Source organism: Rahnella sp. CFA14(1/10) (assembly GCF_004195095.1).
GTDB classification, from domain to species: Bacteria; Pseudomonadota; Gammaproteobacteria; order Enterobacterales; family Enterobacteriaceae; genus Rahnella; species Rahnella perminowiae.
Genome location: NZ_SEWS01000004.1, coordinates 286,585 through 301,837 on the forward strand (window position 1 = coordinate 286,585; position 15,253 = coordinate 301,837).

The window sequence follows — 15,253 nt, forward strand, 5'->3', positions numbered from 1 at the left end:
TTTTTCGGCATTATCTTGCCGGTTAAAAACTATGGTAGTTAGACCTAGAGGATTCGATGGCCAAAGAAGACAACATTGAAATGCAAGGCACCGTACTTGATACGCTGCCAAACACTATGTTCCGCGTAGAATTAGAAAACGGACACGTAGTTACCGCTCACATCTCCGGTAAAATGCGTAAGAACTACATCCGCATCCTGACGGGCGACAAAGTCACTGTAGAGCTGACCCCGTACGACCTGAGCAAAGGCCGCATTGTCTTCCGTAGCCGTTAATAAGCGGCTCACTCATCGCTGATTTTCCGGCGATACCTGAGGATACCCTCTTCGCCCTTCCTGCTGTTGCAAGGGCGTTTTGTGGTATCCGCAATCCGGCATTTTGTTCCATTATCCTTTCTGAAACCCCTCACTAATTACTGCAATTAAACACAGAGTTTCAGAAAGAAAAAAGGCGATGTTTTCACATCGCCTTTTGTTTTTTCATGCTTTATGAAAAATTAATGCACCGCACCTTCCGGTTTTTTCTTCTGCGCACTCATGAAGTGATAAGTGAGCTTGTCAGCAGCCTTATCCAGTGCAACCGAGACGGAACCCCCGTCTACCAGTGAGCCAAACAGCAGCTCGTTGGCGAGTGGTTTTTTCAGGTTTTCCTGAACGGTACGGGTCATCGGACGTGCACCCATCGCACGGTCGTAGCCTTTCACTGTCAGCCAGTCGCGAGCCTCGTCACTGACTTCCAGAGAAACGCCTTTCGCATCCAGCTGCGCCTGCAGTTCGACGATAAATTTGTCGACAACCTGCTGGATAACTTCCGTAGACAGATGGTTGAACCAGATCACATTGTCCAGACGGTTACGGAATTCCGGCGTAAAGGTCCGTTTGATCTCTTCCATCGCATCCGGGCTGTTATCCTGATGCACCAGACCAATCGATTTACGTTCCGTTTCGCGAACACCGGCGTTAGTGGTCATCACCAGGATCACGTTACGGAAATCTGCTTTACGGCCGTTGTTATCGGTCAGCGTACCGTTGTCCATGACCTGCAGCAGCAGGTTGAAGACATCCGGGTGTGCCTTCTCGATTTCATCGAGCAGCACGACGGCGTGAGGATGCTTAATCACTGCATCCGTGAGCAAACCGCCCTGATCAAAACCAACATAGCCCGGAGGTGCACCGATCAAACGGCTGACCGTATGACGTTCCATGTATTCAGACATATCAAAACGCAACAGTTCGATATCCAGCGCTTTCGCCAGCTGAACGGTCACTTCGGTTTTCCCTACACCCGTCGGACCGGCGAAAAGGAATGAACCGACAGGCTTATGATCCTGACCCAGACCGGCACGACTCATCTTGATGGCTTCAGTCAATGCTTCGATGGCCGGATCCTGTCCGAAGACCAGCATTTTCAGACGGTCGCCCAGGTTTTTCAGCACATCACGGTCGGTTGCAGACACCGTTTTTTCAGGGATACGGGCAATACGTGCCACGACGCTTTCAATATCGCTGACATTGACGGTTTTCTTGCGCTTGCTGACCGGCATTAACCGGCTGCGTGCGCCTGCTTCGTCAATCACGTCGATGGCTTTGTCCGGCAGGTGGCGGTCATTAATGTATTTAACCGACAGCTCAACCGCCGCACGCACCGCTTTCGCGGTATAACGCACATCGTGATGCGCTTCGTATTTGGTTTTCAGGCCGTTAATGATCTGGACGGTTTCTTCAACGCTTGGCTCAGTAATATCAATTTTCTGGAAACGACGCGCCAGGGCACGGTCCTTTTCAAAAATATTGCTGAACTCCTGATAAGTTGTCGAACCGATCACCCGGATTTTACCGCTCGACAGCAACGGTTTAATGAGGTTTGCCGCATCCACCTGACCACCGGACGCCGCACCGGCACCAATAATCGTGTGGATTTCATCAATAAACAGAATGCTGTTCTTATCCTGCTCCAGCTGTTTGAGCAGAGATTTGAAACGTTTTTCGAAATCGCCGCGGTATTTCGTTCCCGCCAGCAACGAACCAATATCCAGAGAATACAGGGTACAATCGGCCATGACTTCAGGCACATCGCCCTGCTCGATTCGCCATGCCAGCCCTTCAGCAATGGCTGTTTTGCCAACGCCGGATTCACCCACCAGCAGCGGGTTATTTTTACGACGACGGCAGAGCACCTGAATGGCGCGCTCCAGTTCTTTATCACGGCCAATCAGCGGATCGATACCACCTACACGCGCTAACTGGTTAAGATTAGTGGTGAAGTTCTCCATACGATCTTCCCCTGCCGACTGTTCTTCGTTAACTGGGTTTTCCGCATTGTTTTGCGCCTGGCTGCCCGATTCATCTTTACGGGTACCGTGCGAGATAAAGTTCACCACATCAAGGCGGCTGACATCATGTTTGCGCAGTAAGTAGGCTGCCTGAGATTCCTGCTCGCTGAAAATTGCGACCAGAACGTTGGCGCCGGACACTTCACTGCGGCCAGAAGATTGCACGTGGAATACCGCACGTTGCAGAACGCGCTGGAAACTCAGCGTAGGCTGGGTGTCACGTTCTTCTTCACTGGCAGGTAAGGTAGGTGTGGTTTGCTCGATGAAGGCTTCCAGTTCCTGGCGCAGGGCCACTAAATCCACTGTACAAGCTTCAAGCGCTTCACGGGCAGCAGGGTTGCTGAGCAGTGCCAGCAACAGGTGCTCCACGGTCATAAACTCATGCCGGTGCTCACGGGCTCTTGCGAAAGCCATGTTGAGACTGAGTTCAAGTTCTTGATTGAGCATAGGCACCTCCCAAATAGATTGCCTTAATCAGGCTTTTTCCAGCGTACACAGCAACGGATGCTCATTCTCCTTGGCGTACTCATTTACGTGTGCGACCTTGGTTTCCGCGACTTCGGCGGTATAAACGCCGCATATCGCTTTACCTCTGTAGTGCACCTGGAGCATCAGTTGCGTTGCACGTTCAATATCATAAGAAAAGAACTTTTGCAGAACGTCAATCACAAATTCCATTGGAGTGTAATCGTCGTTGTTTAATATAACTTTATACATAGATGGCGGTTTTACCTCATCCTTTTGCTTATCCGCCGCCAAATGTTCGAAATTTAACCAGTCTTGATTGTTACCCATTGCCTGTTCATCACCTGTGAAGATCGTATTGGAAGCCAAATACATAAACGGGAAGGCCTTCTGCAGAGCCTCACGCTGTTATTCCTGTATTTTACCATCTCTGGCCTCACCTTGCCGCTGCACAAAATGTCTGCGTGCATCAGATAACGCTGGTCGAAAATTAACAAAATATGTCAATAGCGTTACCTGCTTCAAACTTTGGTTATCTGCTCCCCCGCCACAAATGCCGTTTCCTTGACGTCTAACTCTATTCCACTAGAGTGTAAATTCGTGAGCTGAACGGAGTTTAAGCCGGCCTGAACAGACGCTTATCCGCTGTGTTCCGGCCTTCGTGCTCACTCAACTGGCTTTATCTATTTACTACCAGACTAGTCATGAGAGGGATGTAGAAGCATGCAGACGGGTACTGTTAAATGGTTCAATAATGCTAAAGGCTTTGGCTTCATTTGCCCGCAAAATGGCGGTGAAGACATCTTCGCTCACTACTCCACTATCCAGATGGAGGGATACCGGACACTGAAGGCCGGCCAGCAGGTCAATTTCGACGTTCATGAAGGCCCAAAGGGGAATCATGCCAGTCTCATTATCCCGGTGGAAAGTGAAGCGGTCGCCTGACCGGTTCAGCATCACGCATCAGATAACGCTTCAACTGCAAATGCCGGTCAATCACTGACTGGCATTTTCATTTATGGGGGAGAATGCTTCCGGCTTCAAGCCCTCAGCGTGAAAAAAAGTACATTTTTTAGACACCAATTGCTAAGACATGACATATAACGAAGTAAGTCTAAACATAATCTCAACAAATCACGTTCTATTTCTCCCTAATTCACGCCGTTGTACACCCGTTTATTCTTGGCCTGATGAAATAGCCACTACAAAACTCTGGCTTATAACAACAGGTATTTCCATGACTACTTTCGGCTACCCTTCCGTAGAAAAGGCGCCACTTTCCGGCCTTCAGTTAATGAAAGCATTGCTCTCCCGTCAGATAACGCCCGGGCCGTCATGGGAATTACCGCGCTATCGCTTAAAATTCCTTTTCCGCACGCTGATCAATCCGTACAGAACGTTCGGATTACTCAGTTACCTGGCACAACACCCGCAGCGCGACGAGATCCTGACCGCGATGCCAGGCCTGCCGTGTAAATTACACCGGGTATATCAGGCAGCAAATATCACGCAGGAACAGGCAATGAAACGTATCACCGATCATTACGATATGATTGGCCACTGTCTGCCTGAAGCGATTAATCATGGCTATCTGAATAAAAAAACGATGGCCATTGCCACGGTGACCGGCAAAGAAGGACAGCATTTTTCTGTCACTTTTAATGCCATCAGCCGTTTGGATAAAGAAGGGGAAGCCACGCTGACCTTTAATAATCCTCAGGGTGAACCGATTGCGATTGTGACGTTCTCGTTTATCAACTATCAGGACCGTCCGACGCTGTTCATCGGTGCATTGCAGGGACCCCGCGCGCATGTCGATCATCAGGAAATTCAGACTGCGACCAAAGCCTGCCACGGCTTATTCCCTAAACGCCTGGTGATTGAAGCACTGACCACCCTTGCGGATGTGACTGGCATGAAGCAAATCATCGCGGTGGGTAATCACACCCATATCTATGAAAATCCGCGTTACAAAAAACGCAAAGGAATGGTGTTTGCCGATTACGACAGTTTCTGGGAAACCCTGGACGCCAAACCGGGCGATGATGGCTACTTCCACTTACCGTCGCAAATTGCCCACCGCCCGCTGGAAGAAATTGCCAGTAAACGACGCTCGGAATACCGTCGCCGTTACCAGCTGTTAGACGATCTGGAAACGCAGATCCGTCAAACTTTCTCCGGCGGTCATGGTCATCCGGTGCTGACTGAAAACAGCCAGGCTGCTTAATCTGCCCTGCCGCGTGCCAGCCATGCCACGCGGGAAAACATTTGCCGCAACAGCGCAGGGATCGACGAGGTTCCCCTCAGTGACGCCGCAAGTGCCACATCAATCGCCAGATCCGGTTTCGAACTGCGGTGAATCGCTTTATCGATAATTCTTCTCGGCGACATCGGCACATTGGCCGGTATCGCCGCATTTTTGCGATAAACGTCTTCGAAACCGTCACGATACAGGAAATGTTCGATGTCCTGAGTGGGTAACGCTGTCAGACGGTAACGCAGCGTATCGTCGTGGTTTTCGACATTAGCAATCACAGTTGCCGCATATTTGCGCCCTGCCTCGTCACCGTCGACCAGCGCATGCCATTCAATACCCATGTGCCGGGCAAAGCGTAGCAAAGGCTTCAGGCCGCACTGCGCAAACTCGATAACCTTGATCCCTTCCGATTCAAAATGATAGCCGCACTGGCGCGCCAGCTGATTCAGCAGCCAGACTTCGGTTTCGCCTTCCACCAGCAACCAGCACCGGGCGAATAACGACGAGGGGCGGTTAAAGCGGATATGGAAAGCGATGCGGCGGCTGTCTTCCATGCTTAACCCTTCCGGCCCGATGGCGTAAGCCGCGACGCGACCGGACTCACGCACCAGCCGGCATATTTGCTCAACCGGCACCAGCGACAGCAAATCACCGGAATTGGTCGTGGTAATGCGTTGCAATGGCAACTGATCCAGTAATCCCCAGGCCACTGACAACATGATCGGATGTAAACGGGTTTCGGGGTCTTCAATGAGTAACAGCGGCCGTGCATCCGGGTGCAGTACCACCGAGCCTTTGGCCTGTAATAATGTCGAGAACATGCCAAGCAACATCACCCGCATACTGCGGCTGTTGGGTTCGGCAATCATACGATTGATGTTATCCAGTGAACGCCAGGCACGGCGGCTCTCCGCGCGGCCATGACGCTTTTGCTGCCACGGCGCGCTGCTGGAAGTGCCCTGCTCGGCAAAATAATGCTCCAGCAACTGTCGCATCGCCGAAAGGCCGCTGCGCAGCTCGCTGTTTTTCAGGGTCTGCGGACTGTGAACCAACTCGCGCGTCAGTTCATCCAGCTGTTTTGCCAGTTCTTCATTATTGGCTGCCAGCCTTGGTGCCAGTGTTTCACTGCGCAGGCGACGGATAAAGCGGGCATCGCGCAAACGTAATACCGGATTCAGACGGATCAGCGCCTGCGCCAGCGGATCTATTGTCACCAGGTTTAAAGGCTGACCATTCGACGACAGGAAACTGCGCAGCGTCATCACACTGCCATCATCGTCCAGTTCACCTTCCAGCCGGTAATAAATACGGTTCAGTTTGTCAGCACATTTAACCCAGAGCGGTGACAGCGGATTAAAACGGGGCGACATGTGATGCCCGGCCTGATTCTCACAAAAGGTAAACACTACGTGCAGATACTGTGATTTAGATTCTTCTTCGCCCGCCGGGAAATAAAAATCCTCCTCCTTAAAGCAATACAGTTTGGGTTCGGGAGAAAGCAGCAAAGTTAACGCATCGAGCAGGCTGGATTTCCCCCAGGCATTCTCGCCGATTAACACCGTGTTGGTCAGAAAGGATTCGGCCTGCCCCTGATGAGAAGAACCGGTGATCGATGCGCCACGTTGCGCGGGCTGCGTCAGCGTCAAAGACAGGCGGTTAATCCCGCGAAAACCGACAATATCAATACGTTCCAGATACATCAGACGCCTCCTGTGCGCTCAAAGCTTTCCTGAGCATGGCGTTAAAAATTGGTTCAGGTCAAGCTCACAACGATATCTCTGTGTGCCAAAGCTGCTTTACAGTCAGATAACTTTTCGTTAGCGTGGCGGGCGGTATTTTCTGTACTGCGCTCTACTCACGGAACCTCACTTTTCAGGGACTTTTGCATCATGTACTCCGGGTTGTTAATTATTCTCCTGCCGCTGATTGCCGGCTATCTCATTCCGCTAAAAAACCGTGCCCTGTTGCATCTTGTAAACCAGTTACTGAGCTGGATGGTGTACGTCATCCTGTTCATTATGGGCGTCAGTCTGGCTTTCCTCGATAACCTCAGCGCGAATTTGGTACTGATTTTCAAATATGCCGCCGTCAGTTTCCTGTGCATCTTCGTGATGAACTATGCCGCGCTGTGGCTGCTGGAACGCCGCAGGCCCTGGAAAACACAGTATAAACAGGAAAAATTACCGTCCCGCATTCATATGGCGCTGGAATCACTGAAACTGTGCGGCGTGGTGGTCGGCGGTTTTGCCCTGGGTCTGACACAATGGCACTGGCTGACTTTCGCGTCGCAGGCCAGTGAAATTGCGCTGTTATTCCTGCTGGCACTGGTCGGTCTGCAACTGCGTAACAGCAGTATGACCCTGCGTCAGATTATCCTGAACCGGCGCGGCATGATGGTGGCGATAGTGGTGGCCCTCAGCGCACTGGCTGGCGGCGCTCTTGCCGCTCTGCTGTTGGGTTTACCACTGAAAACCGGGCTGGCCATCGCCTCCGGTTATGGCTGGTATTCGCTTTCCGGCATCGTGCTGACGGATTCTTTCGGACCGGTGATTGGCAGCGCGGCCTTCTTTAATGATCTGGCCCGCGAACTCTGCGCCATTATGCTGATCCCGACACTGGTGCGCCGCAGCCGTTCGACGGCACTTGGCTTGTGCGGTGCCACATCCATGGACTTTACCCTGCCGGTATTACAGCGCAGTGGCGGGCTGGATATGGTGCCTCCGGCCGTGGTACACGGATTTATCCTCAGCCTGATTGCCCCGGTCTTAATGGCCTTTTTCTCTGCCTGACCCCTGCCCGTCCCGTTGCCGTTGTGCAGCGGGAAACTCCCTCAAAAATTGCGATAAATCAACTCCGCATCACTTTGTCTTAAAAATCCCTTCAATTCTGTCTCAGCCGGTTCTAGGCTTGCATTAAAACAAGCATTTCAAATGCAACTTTAAAAGGACCTCCTTATGTTTTGTGTGCAATGTGAACAAACAGTCCGTACCCCGGCGGGCAATGGTTGCGCGTATGCGCAGGGTATGTGTGGCAAAACGGCAGAAACCTCTGATTTACAAGATTTACTGGTTGCGGTGTTAGAAGGGTTATCCGCCTGGGCACTGACCGCACGAGGCTATGGCATCATCGATGAAGAGATCGACAGCTTCGCGCCCCGCGCTTTTTTCTCCACACTGACCAATGTAAACTTCGATTCTGAGCGTATCGTCGGGTATGCCCGGGAAGCCATTCTTTACCGCGAATCGCTGGCTGTCCGCTGCCGTCTGACGGATCCGCAAGTCACCGTCAGTCACCCCCTCGCCTCACTGGAACTGGTCAGCAATAACCTCAGCGAGCTGCAACAACAGGCCGGGCAATTTGCGCTCAACGGTGACAAAGCGCAGATAGGCGATGACATTCACGGCCTGCGTATGCTGTGTCTGTATGGTCTGAAAGGTGCGGCCGCGTATATGGAACACGCGCATGTTCTGGGTCAGTCTGATACCGCCCTTTACGCCGAATATCATCGTCTGATGGCCTGGCTGGGCACACAACCGTCGGACATGGGCGAACTGCTCGCAAACGCGATGGCTATCGGCAAAATGAACTTTGGCGTGATGGCCATTCTGGATAAAGGCGAAACCGACGCTTACGGACATCCGCAACCAACGGCAGTCAACGTCCGTCCGCTGGCAGGCAAAGCAATTCTGATTTCCGGTCACGACCTGAAAGATTTGCAGATGCTGCTTGAGCAAACTGCCGGCACCGGCATCAACATTTACACTCACGGCGAAATGTTGCCGGCGCACGGTTATCCCGAACTGAAAAAATTCCCGCATCTGGCCGGTAACTATGGCAGCGGCTGGCAAAATCAGCAGGTGGAATTTGCTAAATTCCCTGGTCCTGTCGTCATGACCTCAAACTGTATCATTGACCCGAACGTCGGCAATTATGGCGACCGGATCTGGACCCGCAGCATCGTCGGCTGGCCGGGCGTACAACATCTGGAAGGTGAAGACTTTGCACCGGTGATTGCGCAGGCGTTGCAGCTTGCGGGCTTCCGTTACAGCGAAATTGAGCAGGAAATTACCGTCGGCTTTGGCCGCCAGACATTACTCAGCGCGGCAGACACCGTGATTGATTTGGTTGCCGCCAAAAAACTGCGCCACATCTTCCTGATCGGCGGCTGTGACGGCAGCCGCGGTGAACGCAGCTACTTCACCGATCTGGCACGCAGCGTCCCCGAGGACTGCCTGATCATGACGCTGGCCTGTGGCAAATACCGCTTCAACAAACTGGATTTCGGTACACTTGAAGGCCTGCCTCGCCTGCTGGACGTCGGGCAGTGTAATGATGCTTATTCCGCCATTATTCTGGCCGTGAACCTGGCCGAGAAATTAGGCTGCGGCGTGAACGATTTGCCCCTGAGCCTGGTGCTGTCGTGGTTTGAACAAAAAGCGATCGTGATCCTGCTGACCCTCCTGTCACTGGGCGTAAAAAATATTGCCACCGGCCCGACAGCACCGGCCTTCCTTACCGAAAACCTGCTGACGATCCTGAATGAAAAATTTGGCCTGCGTGCAATTACCTCGGTTGAGCAGGATCTGAAAACCATGTTGCCGGAGTAAGCTGAAATGAATTTTCCCTTATTTCCCGATCAGCCGACCGCATTGTGCCAGAACCGTATGCAGGTATATTCCGTGACGCAGGAAACGCCGGATGTCCGCACGCTGTCGCTGATTAATCACGATGTGTATCCCTATCGTCCCGGCCAGTTTGCACTGGTGAATATTGGTCAGAGTGGCGACATACAGCGTGCCTACACGCTGTCCTCCACGCCGGGCAAGAGCCGTTTTATTCAACTGACGGTACGACGCATTGAAGGCGGTGAAAGTTCGCAATGGCTGACACAGCAGATAAAAGCCGGTGATTATCTCTGGCTGAGCGATGCGCAGGGGGAATTTACCTGTGACACGGAACAGCCTTTATTACTGCTGGCGGCTGGCTGTGGCGTGACGCCGGTCATGTCGATTACACGCGATATTCTGGCGCATCATCCGGCACAAAGCGTAAAAGTTTTTTACAGCGTGCGCCGTCCGCAGGACATTATCTTTGCCGAAGAGTGGCAGCAACTGGCGGCTAAATATTCACAGCTAAACCTGACTATCCTGGCGGAACATGATGCCGCACCGGGGCACATCGCCGGGCGTCTGAGCAAGGACTTGCTGCACAGTCAGGTGCCGGATATCAGTGAACGCCGGGTAATGATTTGTGGCCCTGCGCCTTATATGCAACTGGCCGGAGAATGGGCAAAAGCACTGGGCACCACGTCAGAAAATATCATTAAGGAACAGTTTCAGGCTGCGGAAACTGAAATATCGGCTGATCAGCAACTGACGCTGACCTGCCTGAAACCCTTACAGAATTACCGCGTACCGGTGGGCTCTGCTTTACTGGCTGCCATGGAACAGCATCATTTACCGGTGACCGCGGCCTGCCGTGCAGGTGTATGCGGCAGTTGTAAAACCCGCATACTTTCCGGTGATTATCAGACGACCAGCCGCATGACGCTGACCGATGAGGAAGTCGCTCAGGGTTATGTGCTGGCCTGTAGCTGTCAGCTTCAGGGGGACGTCACCCTCGCCTGATCCCCGCACCTGCCGTCTGCCCGCACATGGCTTTTTACAGTCTGCTCGGGCAGATTTACAAATCTTCACCTCCCTCCTCTGTGTATTTTTGTATGGTTTAAGACTGAACATTCAAGGATGTAATCAGTGGACTATGCTTAATCCAGTCTTTTTTATGAAATTCACCGAGGGATATAAAGATGAAGCAGAGCGTAGCGTCATATCTGGCAAAAACTCTTGAAGCCGCAGGCGTAAAAAGGATCTGGGGCGTCACCGGCGACTCCCTGAACGGGCTAAGCGACAGTCTGAACCGCATGGGCACCATCGAATGGCTGGGCACGCGCCATGAAGAAGTGGCCGCCTTTGCCGCCGGTGCCGAAGCGCAAATTACCGGCGAACTGGCGGTTTGCGCCGGTTCCTGCGGGCCCGGTAACCTGCATCTGATCAACGGCCTGTTCGATTGCCATCGCAATCACGTCCCGGTGGTCGCCATTGCCGCACATATCCCGTCGAGTGAAATCGGCAGCGGTTACTTTCAGGAAACCCATCCCACCGAGTTATTCCGTGAATGCAGTCATTACTGCGAACTGATCAGTAATCCCGAGCAACTTCCTCAGGTACTGGCAATCGCCATGCGCAAAGCCATTCTTAACCGTGGTGTCTCAGTCATCGTATTACCGGGGGACGTGGCGCTCAGGCCCGCGCCGGAAGATGCCAAAGTCAGCTGGTATCCGCCCGTCTTGCCAAAAGTGACCCCGCAGCCGGCAGAACTGGAAAAGCTGGCCGGACTGCTGAACGGCGCAACCAACATTACGATGATGTGTGGCAGCGGCTGCGCAGGTGCGCACGACGAAGTGATTAAACTGGCGGAAACCCTGAAAGCGCCGGTGGTGCATGCCCTGCGCGGCAAAGAGCATATCGAGTGGGATAACCCGTACAGTGTTGGTATGACCGGGCTGATAGGTTTTTCTTCCGGTTATCATGCCATGCTTAATGCCGACACATTGATCCTGCTCGGCACGCAATTCCCGTATCGGGCGTTTTATCCGACCGATGCCAAAATCATCCAGATTGATATTAATCCGGGCAGTATCGGCGCACATTGCCATGTGGATATGGCGCTGGTCGGCGACATCAAATCGACCCTCACCGCACTGCTGCCGCAGTTACAGGTGAAAAATGAGCGCAAGTTCCTCGACAAGGCGCTCAGGCATTACGAAGAAGCCCGCAAAGACCTCGACGGGCTGGCGACGCCAAACGACAAGCAGCCGATCCACCCGCAATATCTTGCGCAGCAAATCAGTCGCTTCGCCGCTTCGGACGCGATTTTCACCTGCGACGTCGGCACGCCAACCGTCTGGGCCTGCCGTTACCTGCAAATGAACGGCCAGCGCCGCCTGCTCGGTTCGTTTAACCACGGCTCGATGGCCAATGCCATGCCGCAGGCGATTGGCGCACAGGCCATCGACCGTTCACGGCAAGTGGTTGCGCTGTGCGGTGACGGCGGCTTTGCGATGCTGATGGGCGATTTCCTGACGCTGGCACAGCAGAAACTGCCAGTGAAAATCATCATTTTCAACAACAGCGTACTGGGCTTTGTGGCAATGGAAATGAAATCCGGCGGTTACCTGACGGATGGCACCGAGCTGAAAAATCCGGATTTCGCCGCCATTGCCGAAGCCGCAGGCATCAAAGGCATTCGTGTCGAAAAAGCCTCAGACATCGACACCGCCCTGCAGGATGCGTTCGCTTACGAAGGACCGGTGCTGATTGATGTGATCACCGCCACTGAGGAACTGGCGATGCCACCGCAGATCAAATTTGAGCAGGCCAAAGGCTTCAGCCTGTACATGCTGCGCGCGGTGATCAGCGGTCGCGGCGACGAAGTGATTGAACTGGCAAAAACCAACTGGCTGCGATAACCCCGACAGGGCTATAGTGCATGATTAAATAATCATACCTGCCCCTTAAGGGGCAATTACCAGAAGGAAGCCACGTTGATCGATTTACGCAGTGATACCGTAACCCGCCCCAGTGAAGCGATGCGTCAGGCTATGGCCCGCGCTGAAGTCGGCGATGATGTCTACGGCGATGACCCGACGGTCAACGCTTTGCAGGACATGGCAGCAAAACTGTGCGGTAAAGAAGCCGCGCTGTTTTTACCGACCGGTACGCAGGCCAATCTGGTGGCGTTACTGACGCATTGCCAGCGCGGTGAAGAATATATTGTGGGTCAGAAAGCCCACAACTATATGTACGAAGCGGGTGGCGCTGCGGTGCTTGGCAGCATTCAGCCGCAGCCTCTGGACATGGATGCTGACGGTTCTATCCCGCTGGATAAAGTCGCTGCCGCTATCAAACCGGATGATATCCATTTTGCCCGCACCCGCCTGCTCAGCCTGGAAAACACTCACAGCGGCAAAGTGCTTCCGCTGGATTACCTGCAAAAAGCATTCGCTTTCACCCGCGAAAAAGGGCTGGCATTGCATATCGACGGTGCGCGCATCATGAATGCGGCAGTGGCGCTGAACGTAGAATTGCGTGAGATAACCCAGTATTGCGACACCCTGACCATCTGCCTGTCGAAAGGTCTGGGTGCGCCGATTGGTTCCCTGCTGGTCGGCAGCAAGGAGTACATCGGGCGTGCGAACCGCTGGCGCAAAATGACCGGCGGCGGTATGCGCCAGTCCGGTATTCTGGCCGCAGCGGCGATTTACGCACTGGAAAATAACGTTGCGCGTCTGAAAGACGACCACGACAATGCACAGTGGCTGGCACAGGAACTGCGTAAAATCGGCGTTGAAATCGCTGAGCCCGGTGCGCAAACCAATGTGTTATACATTAAACAAAGCGCGGAACTGGCAGCCCGAATGGGGCCATGGATGCAGGAACGCGGTGTGATCATCAGTGCGGGACCGGTCACACGGGTGCTGACGCATATCAATATCAGCCGTGAAGATCTGCAAAAAGTCGTGGCGCTGTGGCAGGAATTCCTGCATCAGCACGCCTGACAGTCTGACCGGTTGGCGGCGATGCCTGCCCGGTATCGCCGTACTTTCTGCTTTATCTCCCTTACACTGACCGAGCAAATGGAAATGCCAATCACCACACACACTGGCCGGATCGTCGTTCTCGGTGCCAGCGGGTATATCGGACAACATCTGACGGCACATCTGAGCCGGCAAGGTTTTCAGGTCACAGCAGCCGCGCGTCGTATCGAATGGCTGCAACAGCAAAAATGGCCAAACGTGCGCTGCTGCTTCGCGGATGTCTATCAGAGTAAAACGCTGGCTGCCGCCTTCGAAGGCGCTGACGTACTGGTGTATCTGGTGCATGCCATGGCAGAAGATGATGATTTACTCGAAAAAGAACGGCAGGCGGCACAGCACACCCTTCTTGCACTGAAAGATTCCTCCATTAAGCACATTGTTTATCTCGGCTCGATGCAGCCCGAAGGTAACCATTCTGCGCACTTGCAGGCGAGAAAGCTGACGGGTGATTTACTGCGCATGAGCACGATCCCGGTGACAGAACTGCGTACCGGCATTGTGATTGGTGCGGGTTCTGCTGCCTTTGAAGTCATGCGTGACATGGTATACAACCTGCCGGTGCTGACACCGCCGCGCTGGGTTCGCTCGAAGTCCTCGCCTATCGCACTGGAAAATCTGCTTAATTACCTACAGGGGTTGGTAGCGCAGCCTGCCACAGAGAATCAGATTCTGGAGGCTGCAGGACCGGAATACCTCAGTTATCAGGCGCTGTTTAAACGCTTCATTGCGATGAGCGGTAAACGCCGCTGGCTGATCCCCGTTCCCCTGCCGACATCTTTTGTTTCGGTATATTTTCTCAGCCTGATCACCTCCGTTCCCACGTCGCTGGCAAAAGCGCTGATCCAGGGGCTGAACCACGATCTGCCCGCCGACAGTGAGAAACTGCAAAGGCTGATACCGCAGACTCTGATCCCCATTGATGAGGCGATCCGCAGTACGCTGGAAAAAGAACAGCAACAAATCATGGATTCGCCGGACTGGGGATACGATCCTGACGCGCGCGCGCGCTGGCGGCCTGGCTACGGTTATTATCCGAAACAGGCGGGATTCACCCTGGAAACGTCGGCGTCAAAAGCTGCATTATGGAAAGTTATTCAGCAAACCGGGGGCGCTGAAGGGTATTTCTATGCCAACGGCTTGTGGAAAACGCGGGCACGGATCGACGATTTACTGGGCGGTGGCGTGACATATGGCCGCCCTGAACGGGATTTCCTGAAACCCGGCGATAAAATTGATGGCTGGAAAGTCATCGGGCTGAAACCGCAGCGGGAACTGGCGTTGTTATTTGGCATGAAGGCACCGGGACTCGGTCGTTTAACCTTCACGATTACCGACAACGGTGAAAGCCGCAGCCTGGATGTGCGTGCATGGTGGCATCCGGCGGGGTTCAGCGGACTGCTTTACTGGTTCAGTATGATGCCCGCTCATCAGTTTATTTTTCGTGGCATGGCAAAACGCATCGCCAGCCTTGCCCGGCAGAAAGACCGTTGCGGACGCTAAAGAGGGTCATTTAATCTGCTTTCAGACACAGCTTTCCCCCTTT

12 protein-coding genes are annotated in these 15,253 nt (G+C 53.3%); 9 read left to right on the forward strand and 3 right to left on the reverse strand.

All coding sequences use genetic code 11. The features are described 5' to 3' along the window. The first annotated feature begins 56 nt into the window (after positions 1–56). On the forward strand, positions 57–275 hold the full coding sequence (gene infA / locus EVX52_RS10280; protein WP_002211347.1) for a translation initiation factor IF-1: 219 nt from the start codon (positions 57–59) through the stop codon (positions 273–275). A gap of 221 nt (positions 276–496) precedes the next feature. Here the strand turns inward: infA and clpA are convergent, their stop codons facing one another. Together clpA and clpS are read right to left on the reverse strand one after the other, a co-directional pair. Then, positions 497–2,779 (reverse strand): ATP-dependent Clp protease ATP-binding subunit ClpA, encoded by a 2,283-nt coding sequence (gene clpA / locus EVX52_RS10285; RefSeq protein WP_120506948.1) that lies wholly within the window; start codon positions 2,777–2,779, stop codon positions 497–499. A gap of 27 nt (positions 2,780–2,806) precedes the next feature. Continuing rightward, positions 2,807–3,127, reverse strand: coding sequence for an ATP-dependent Clp protease adapter ClpS (gene clpS / locus EVX52_RS10290; protein ID WP_013574769.1), 321 nt, complete (start codon positions 3,125–3,127; stop codon positions 2,807–2,809). Between the two features lie 393 nt (positions 3,128–3,520). On the opposite strand from clpS, the gene cspD reads away from it, so the two are divergent. Beyond that, a complete protein-coding gene (gene cspD / locus EVX52_RS10295) occupies positions 3,521–3,742 on the forward strand; it encodes a cold shock-like protein CspD (RefSeq protein WP_015696601.1) in 222 nt (73 codons plus the stop codon). A gap of 292 nt (positions 3,743–4,034) precedes the next feature. After that, the gene (locus EVX52_RS10300) at positions 4,035–5,024 is read left to right on the forward strand and encodes a VirK/YbjX family protein (protein WP_129952471.1); all 990 of its coding nucleotides are present in this window, start codon (positions 4,035–4,037) and stop codon (positions 5,022–5,024) included. On the opposite strand, the gene EVX52_RS10305 is transcribed toward EVX52_RS10300, so the two are convergent. Beyond that, positions 5,021–6,754, reverse strand: a complete 1,734-nt coding sequence (locus EVX52_RS10305; RefSeq protein ID WP_129952470.1) for an ATP-dependent endonuclease — start codon at positions 6,752–6,754, stop codon at positions 5,021–5,023. The genes EVX52_RS10300 and EVX52_RS10305 overlap by 4 nt on opposite strands. A 189-nt stretch (positions 6,755–6,943) precedes the next feature. Here EVX52_RS10305 and EVX52_RS10310 point away from each other — a divergent pair, with 189 nt between their 5' ends. The 6 genes from EVX52_RS10310 (at position 6,944) to EVX52_RS10335 (ending at position 15,210) form a co-directional block, all read left to right on the forward strand. Then, complete coding sequence (locus EVX52_RS10310) at positions 6,944–7,843, forward strand: lysine exporter LysO family protein (protein ID WP_129952469.1); 900 nt, start codon at positions 6,944–6,946, stop codon at positions 7,841–7,843. 165 nt (positions 7,844–8,008) lie between these two features. Further along, the gene (hcp, locus tag EVX52_RS10315; RefSeq protein WP_129991230.1) at positions 8,009–9,661 is read left to right on the forward strand and encodes a hydroxylamine reductase; all 1,653 of its coding nucleotides are present in this window, start codon (positions 8,009–8,011) and stop codon (positions 9,659–9,661) included. Between the two features lie 6 nt (positions 9,662–9,667). Next, positions 9,668–10,681 carry an NADH oxidoreductase gene (gene hcr / locus EVX52_RS10320; protein ID WP_129991231.1) on the forward strand — a complete coding sequence of 338 codons (1,014 nt, stop codon included), beginning with the start codon at positions 9,668–9,670 and terminating at the stop codon, positions 10,679–10,681. Between the two features lie 179 nt (positions 10,682–10,860). After that, on the forward strand, positions 10,861–12,582 hold the full coding sequence (gene poxB, locus EVX52_RS10325) for a ubiquinone-dependent pyruvate dehydrogenase (protein ID WP_129952466.1): 1,722 nt from the start codon (positions 10,861–10,863) through the stop codon (positions 12,580–12,582). Between the two features lie 75 nt (positions 12,583–12,657). After that, a complete protein-coding gene (gene ltaE, locus EVX52_RS10330; protein ID WP_129991232.1) occupies positions 12,658–13,671 on the forward strand; it encodes a low-specificity L-threonine aldolase in 1,014 nt (337 codons plus the stop codon). An 84-nt stretch (positions 13,672–13,755) separates the two neighbouring features. Continuing rightward, positions 13,756–15,210: a DUF2867 domain-containing protein gene (locus tag EVX52_RS10335; protein WP_129952783.1), complete on the forward strand. Its 1,455-nt coding sequence runs from the start codon at positions 13,756–13,758 to the stop codon at positions 15,208–15,210. Positions 15,211–15,253 lie beyond the last annotated feature (43 nt).

Coding starts and splice junctions, on each gene's coding strand:
- infA (WP_002211347.1), top strand. CDS start 57: ATGGCCAAAGAAGACAACATTGAAATGCAAGGCACCGTACTTGATACG.
- clpA (WP_120506948.1), bottom strand. CDS start 2,779: ATGCTCAATCAAGAACTTGAACTCAGTCTCAACATGGCTTTCGCAAGA.
- clpS (WP_013574769.1), bottom strand. CDS start 3,127: ATGGGTAACAATCAAGACTGGTTAAATTTCGAACATTTGGCGGCGGAT.
- cspD (WP_015696601.1), top strand. CDS start 3,521: ATGCAGACGGGTACTGTTAAATGGTTCAATAATGCTAAAGGCTTTGGC.
- EVX52_RS10300 (WP_129952471.1), top strand. CDS start 4,035: ATGACTACTTTCGGCTACCCTTCCGTAGAAAAGGCGCCACTTTCCGGC.
- EVX52_RS10305 (WP_129952470.1), bottom strand. CDS start 6,754: ATGTATCTGGAACGTATTGATATTGTCGGTTTTCGCGGGATTAACCGC.
- EVX52_RS10310 (WP_129952469.1), top strand. CDS start 6,944: ATGTACTCCGGGTTGTTAATTATTCTCCTGCCGCTGATTGCCGGCTAT.
- hcp (WP_129991230.1), top strand. CDS start 8,009: ATGTTTTGTGTGCAATGTGAACAAACAGTCCGTACCCCGGCGGGCAAT.
- hcr (WP_129991231.1), top strand. CDS start 9,668: ATGAATTTTCCCTTATTTCCCGATCAGCCGACCGCATTGTGCCAGAAC.
- poxB (WP_129952466.1), top strand. CDS start 10,861: ATGAAGCAGAGCGTAGCGTCATATCTGGCAAAAACTCTTGAAGCCGCA.
- EVX52_RS10335 (WP_129952783.1), top strand. CDS start 13,756: ATGCCAATCACCACACACACTGGCCGGATCGTCGTTCTCGGTGCCAGC.